The sequence below is a fragment of the Telluria sp. ZT3P25 genome, assembly GCF_059685895.1.
This window is the reverse complement of record NZ_JCASIJ010000010.1, coordinates 1-5804: the sequence shown is the minus strand read 5'-3', so window position 1 is coordinate 5804 and position 5804 is coordinate 1. Positions and strand designations below refer to the sequence as shown.

Genomic DNA, 5804 nt, shown 5'->3' with positions numbered 1-5804 from the left:
GTGAAACGACTTTGCGCCGATGATAGTGCTGCAACCAGTGTGAAAGTAGGTTATCGTCAGGCTAGTTATATAGAAAAGCCCCGCTCAGTGATCTGAGTGGGGCTTTTCGCTTTGGGCAATCGCTTTGTCGTGCGCACTTGTCGATGTGACGAGCACGGTGCGCCACCCCACCGCCAATACCCTTGAATCTGGTGCACAATGCTTTTATCAGCATTGTCATTTCAATCACGGGAACAACATGAATGAACAGGTCGCACGCAATGTCGTGTTGGCGCGCGCCATCGAGCACGCCGACGTTGGCCATACGGTACTGAGCGACGACGATCGCAAGTACGCCACCCGCAGCGCACGTGAACTCGCCGCCTGGCAGGCCGCCGACAGCCATACGGCCGTCAATCAGCAGCATTTCCTGCAGCAGCGCGCCGAGCAAATCCTCAAGCGCCTTGGCGAACGCACGCCGGCTTTCGGTGCTTTTCAACGCCGTGCCCCCGGCATGCGCGGTATCTGGTTCGCGCTGCCGTTCATCGCCTTCGTGCTCGGGGCCGCGCTCGACCGCATCGCCGATCCGCACCGGGTCGACCTGTTATCTGCACCGCTCCTGATCATCATCGCCTGGAATCTGCTGGTGTACCTGGGCCTTCTGGTATGGGCGGTTGTGCCTGCCGCGCGCCGGAAGAAGAGCGGCGCGCCCCTGCTGCGCCGCCTGAGCGTCGGCAAGGCCGTGGCGCCACGCAAGCTTCCCACAGCGCTGGCCGAAGGCGTTGCCCATTTTCTGGCCGATTGGGCTGTCCTGAGTGAGCCGCTTACCCGTGCGCGCCTGAGCCGCACGGTGCACCTTGCGGCCGCCGGTTTCGCACTTGGCGCCGTCGCGTCGCTGTATGCACGTGGCTTGTTGACCCAATATGTGACTGGCTGGGAAAGCACCTTCCTCGATGCCCAGCAAGTCCACACCTTGCTGTCGTGGCTCTTCACGCCGGCACTGACCGTGTTCCCGTTCCTGCAAGGCTTCACACTGGCCGAGATCGAGCAACTGCGTTTCGGCGGCAGCGCCGGCCTGCCGGTAGGCGAACGCTGGGTGCATCTGTATGGTGCGACGTTGCTGCTACTGGTGATCCTGCCACGTGTGCTGCTGGCCATTGTTGCCGGGCTGCGTGCGCGCCATCTGTCGCGTCACTTCCCGCTCGACCTTGACCAGCCGTACTATCGCAAGCTGGCCGACAGCATCGGCACCAGTGCGCCAGCCGTGCTGCGCGTGATCCCGTACACCTACACACTCGACGAGCCACGCGACCGTGGCTTGTGGGCGATCGCCGCTGCTGCGCTGGGCGGGCAGGCGAGGGTTCAGCTGCTGCCGCCGGTCGCGTATGGCATCGAACCAAAAGACGCACTGCGCGAGACGATGCTCAACGAAGCCGGCATTACGGTAACCACCGTGCTGTTCAGCCTTGCGGCGACGCCGGAGAAGGAAAATCACGGCGCGCTGCTGGATTACCTGGTCAAACACGTACCGCGCGGGGTCGCCGTGCTGCTTGATGAATCAGCGCTGCTCGAGCGCATCGGTGATCAGGTCGGCGCCGAACGCGCTGCCGAGCGTCACTCACTGTGGCGGCAGTTCTGCAGTTTTCATGGCACGTCGGCGCACGTCGTCAACTTGCTCGAACCGGACAAGCATCCGCTTGAACTGGGTGCGGGCCTGAGCTTGCCGGAGCTGCGATGACCCAGCCGGCCAAGATCCAGTTTGCCCTGGTCTCGCATACCAATAACGGCAAGACGACGCTGGCACGCACGCTGGTCGGGATGGACGTCGGCGAAATCCGCGACGCCGCCCACGTGACCCAGATTTCGCAAGGCTACCCGCTGCTGTCCACACCGGGTGGCGACTCGCTCGTGTTGTGGGATACGCCCGGCTTCGGCGATTCAGTGCGGTTGCACAAACGCCTGGCCATCGCGGGCAATCCGATCGGCTGGTTCCTGCGCGAGGTGTTCGATCGCTATCGCGACCGGCCGTTTTTCCTCAGCCAGCAGGCGCTGCGCGCTGCACGCGAAGAAGCCGACGTCGTGCTATACCTCGTCAACTCGTCCGAGTCGCCACAGGATGCGGGCTATCTGCCGTCCGAGATGAATATCCTCGAGTGGCTCGGCAAACCCGTGGTCGTGCTGCTCAACCAGATCGGCCCACCGCGTCCGGCCCACGAAGAACACGCCGAGCCGCAGCGCTGGAAGCAACATCTGGCCCAGTACTCGGTGGTCAAGGAAGTGCTGCCGCTCGACGCCTTTGCCCGCTGCTGGGTGCATGAACACGTGTTCTACGAATCGGTCACGCACCTGATCTCAGCCGAGAAGCAGCCCGCGTATGCGCGCCTTTTGTCTGCCTGGTCGGCGCGCAATCGCGAGCGCTACGCAAGTGCCCTGCACATGAGTGCCGAACAGATTGCAGCTGCCACGCGCGATACCGAGGCGCTGGACGAACAGCGCCCCGGCATGCTGCGCAGCGCCCTGAAAGCAGTCGGCATCGGCAAGGACGAGGCGCGCCGCCAGGAGCTGGCCATGGCAGCGCTCGTCCAGCGCCTGAACGATGGCATCAATCACGCGACGGCGCGCATGTTGTCCCTTTACCGCATCGATCCGGGCCAGGCCGTCGCTGTCAATGCGCGCGTGCGTGACAACTTTGCCGTCAAGGCGCCGGTCGACAGGGCGCAGGCTGGCCTGCTCGGTGCGGTGGTGGCGGGAGCAACCACCGGTCTGTCGGCTGACTTGATGGCCGGTGGCCTGACAATGGGTGCGGGTGCACTGCTGGGCGCCATCGCTGGGGGTATCACGGCCGCCGGCGCCGCATGGGGCTTCAACCAGGGGACGGACCGCAACCAGGCAAACGTGAAGTTCGCCGATCCGTTCCTGGAGCAGATGCTGGTGGGCGCGATCCTGCGCTATCTGGCAGTCGCGCACTTTGGGCGAGGGCGTGGCAACTATGTCGAAAGCGAAGCGCCGCCGTTCTGGCAGGCCGAAGCCGAAAGTGCACTGGCTGCGCGCGGCGCCGATGGCGCGCGTTTATGGCAAGCAGTGCGCGCTGCGCCGGACCTGGGCGCAGCCACCAAACTGGTGCAGGCTGTCCTGGTGCCAGCGGTGACGGCCACACTGGCGCGCCTGTATCCCGATGCCGCGCTGCCGGGGCAGGAGGCGCCGGCAGCGGCACCGGCCCCGGTGGACCTGACTAAAACTGATACTGCGCGCTGACGCCCAGCAGCCAGTTACTGCCAGGCGCCGCTTCATAATAGCGGCGGTTCGCGTCGCCTACGATCACCGAGCCGACATAATCGCGGTCGAACAGGTTGTTCAGGCGTGCGAACTGGCGCAGGCGCCAGCCGCCGAATTGCTGGCTCGCCTGCACGCGGGCATTGACGACCGCATAGCCGGGCGCTGTCTGCGCGGTGTTGGTGTCTTCCGCATACACCCGGCTATTGGCGACCGTCTCAAGCGCGACGCCATAACGGCCCGCCGCTTCCGTCCACCCCAATTCGCTGTAGAAGCTCGACTTGGGTACGCCCGGCAGGCGGCTGCCCTTTGGCACGGCGCTGAAGCCTTCGTCATAGATCGCATGCAGCATGCTGATGGCGAGGCGTGCGTTCCAGCCAGCGCCCAGTTCCGCGTCGACCGACAGCTCACCGCCCTGGCGCAGCGTTGCACTCGCGTTGCGATAGCTGGTGCGGCCGCCCGATGATGCATCCACCACCAGTTCATCCTTGGTCTTTACCTGGAACACGGCGGCGTTGACGCGCACGCCGCGGGCCACCATCGCTTTGGCGCCGACTTCGAGGTGCGTGCCGATTGCCGGCTCGAGTGCGAAGTTGAAGCCGCCGCCCGTGCCTGAATAGAATGATTCGTTCATCGTCGGCGTCTCGAAGCCGCGCGCTGCGCTGGCGTACACGTTCAGTGTCGGCGAGATTTTGTAGAGCACACCGACGAGCGGCGTCGTATGACGGAAGTCGGTGCCGCCGCTGTCGTTGCCGTTGGACAGATACTGGTCCTCGACGTCGAAGTCCACGCGGCTGTGACGCAGGCCGCCGGTAAGTACCCACTGATCGCGTTCCCATTCGACTTGCACATACGGGTCGACACTGGTCACGTCGTTCTTCTCGTCGCGCCGCAGATTGCCTTTCACGCCGAAGGTATTGCCGATGAAGTTCTCGAAACCCTGGCGCGCATCCTTGGATTGCGCCATTTCAAGGCCCGCCGTGGTACGCAGCGTGCCACCGGCGACGGTGCGCACCGCGCGCCAGTTGGCGTCGATGCCATAGAAGTCGCGGTCGAAATCGATGACGCCGCCCGAGTGCGTCGGTGGCGCCTGGAAGCCGCGCGAGAAGGACTGGTACTGGATCACGCGGCGGTTGCCGCCGTAAGCCGTGACCTGCAGGCGATCCTGGCCGAAGCGTTGCTCGAACGTTGCGCCAAACTGCTTGTGATTGATGCTCTTGCGCGTATCGTATCGCTCGGCCAGCGTGCGCTGTGGCGAGCGTGTATCGGTCGTATCGATCTCGCCTGCGCGTGGATCGCGCCGGAAGGTATCCCACGTCACGCCGAGCGGATCCTGGGTATCGTCCTGGCGCAGGCCACTGGCTGTGATCACCAGACGGCTGGTCGATGTCGGCTCGACCACCAGCTTGGCATAGGCCTGATCGCGCGTGGCAGCACTGTGATCGCGGTAGCCATCGGTCTCGAAACGCGATGCATCGATCAAATAGCCGATGCCGCCGCTGCGACCCGACGCATTCGTATCGAGCTTGCGCTGGCCGTAACTGCCGCCGGTGAAGGTGGCTTCGACCGTTGGCCTGTCGGTCGGCTCCCGCGTGAAGAGCTGGACCACGCCACCCGAGTGATTGCCATACAGCGCAGAGAAGGGGCCACGCAGCACTTCGATGCGTTCGGCGAGATCGAGATTGAAGGTCGCTGCCTGGCCCTGGCCGTCCGGCATGGTGGCTGGAATGCCATCGGCAACCAGACGCACACCGCGCACGCCAAAGGCGGAGCGCGTGCCGAAGCCACGCGACGAGATCTGCAGATCCTGCGCATAGTTTTCGCGATTGCGCACGACGATACCCGGCACGGCGGCCAGTGCTTCGGACGCATTCACACGCAACTGGGCGGCGCCGATCTGGGCCGCATCGACGACATCGATCGCGGCAGGCAGATCGAAGCTGGTATGTTCCGCGCGCGTGCCGCTGACAACCACCACGTTCATCGGATTGCGGATGTCGTCGGCAATGGCAGCGAGTGGCCAGCAGGCACAGAGGGCGGCGATCGTGGTGCGGCGCAGGACAGGATGCTTCATTCGTTCCTCAAAGTGGTTCGTGCAGAGTCTAAAAGTTGGTCTTATGTTATTTAGCCGAAGAATATACCTTGAGAGCCAGAATCCTGCTCGCGCGGTAAACCCTGTACGAAAACGTGTGGCGCGCAGATTCTTTTGTGAGGGGGCTTGCGGAACCCTGGCGAGGTTTGTTATAGTTCGCCTCCGCTTCGGCACTGACCGAAAATGTTAACGTAATCAAGTGGTTACGAGAGCAAGGTCTACAGAGAAATCTGAGATGAAGCGAAAAGAAAGAGTTGACGAGAATTAGGAAACACAGCATAATCTCTCTTCTCTGCTGCAGCGAACAAAACGATTCGCTACCAACAGCAAGATGCACCGAATAAAGTTCTTTAAAAATTAACAGTCGATAAGTGTGGGCGTTTGATGAAGGTGCCAAAGACTTCGGTCTTTGATTACTTAAATTATCAAATGTTCACAAAAAAGAAATACGTTGTCTCAG

3 protein-coding genes are annotated in these 5804 nt (G+C 62.7%); 2 read left to right on the top strand and 1 reads right to left on the bottom strand.

What is annotated here, in order from left to right:
- The first annotated feature begins 238 nt into the window (after positions 1 to 238).
- Both AC56LY_RS24435 and AC56LY_RS24430 read left to right on the top strand, forming a co-directional pair.
- Positions 239 to 1717: a DUF2868 domain-containing protein gene (locus AC56LY_RS24435; protein WP_499583715.1), complete on the top strand. Its 1479-nt coding sequence runs from the start codon at positions 239 to 241 to the stop codon at positions 1715 to 1717.
- Positions 1714 to 3234, top strand: coding sequence for a DUF3482 domain-containing protein (locus tag AC56LY_RS24430; protein WP_499583714.1), 1521 nt, complete (start codon positions 1714 to 1716; stop codon positions 3232 to 3234). The genes AC56LY_RS24435 and AC56LY_RS24430 overlap by 4 nt, the downstream gene beginning before the upstream one ends.
- Here the strand turns inward: AC56LY_RS24430 and AC56LY_RS24425 are convergent.
- The gene (locus AC56LY_RS24425) at positions 3212 to 5326 is read right to left on the bottom strand and encodes a TonB-dependent receptor family protein (RefSeq protein WP_499583713.1); all 2115 of its coding nucleotides are present in this window, start codon (positions 5324 to 5326) and stop codon (positions 3212 to 3214) included. The genes AC56LY_RS24430 and AC56LY_RS24425 overlap by 23 nt on opposite strands.
- Between the last annotated feature and the right edge of the window lie 478 nt (positions 5327 to 5804).

Excerpts from the sequence above, each read along its gene's own strand:
- AC56LY_RS24435 (WP_499583715.1), top strand. The coding sequence starts at position 239 with ATGAATGAACAGGTCGCACGCAATGTCGTGTTGGCGCGCGCCATCGAG.
- AC56LY_RS24425 (WP_499583713.1), bottom strand. The coding sequence starts at position 5,326 with ATGAAGCATCCTGTCCTGCGCCGCACCACGATCGCCGCCCTCTGTGCC.
- AC56LY_RS24430 (WP_499583714.1), top strand. The coding sequence starts at position 1,714 with ATGACCCAGCCGGCCAAGATCCAGTTTGCCCTGGTCTCGCATACCAAT.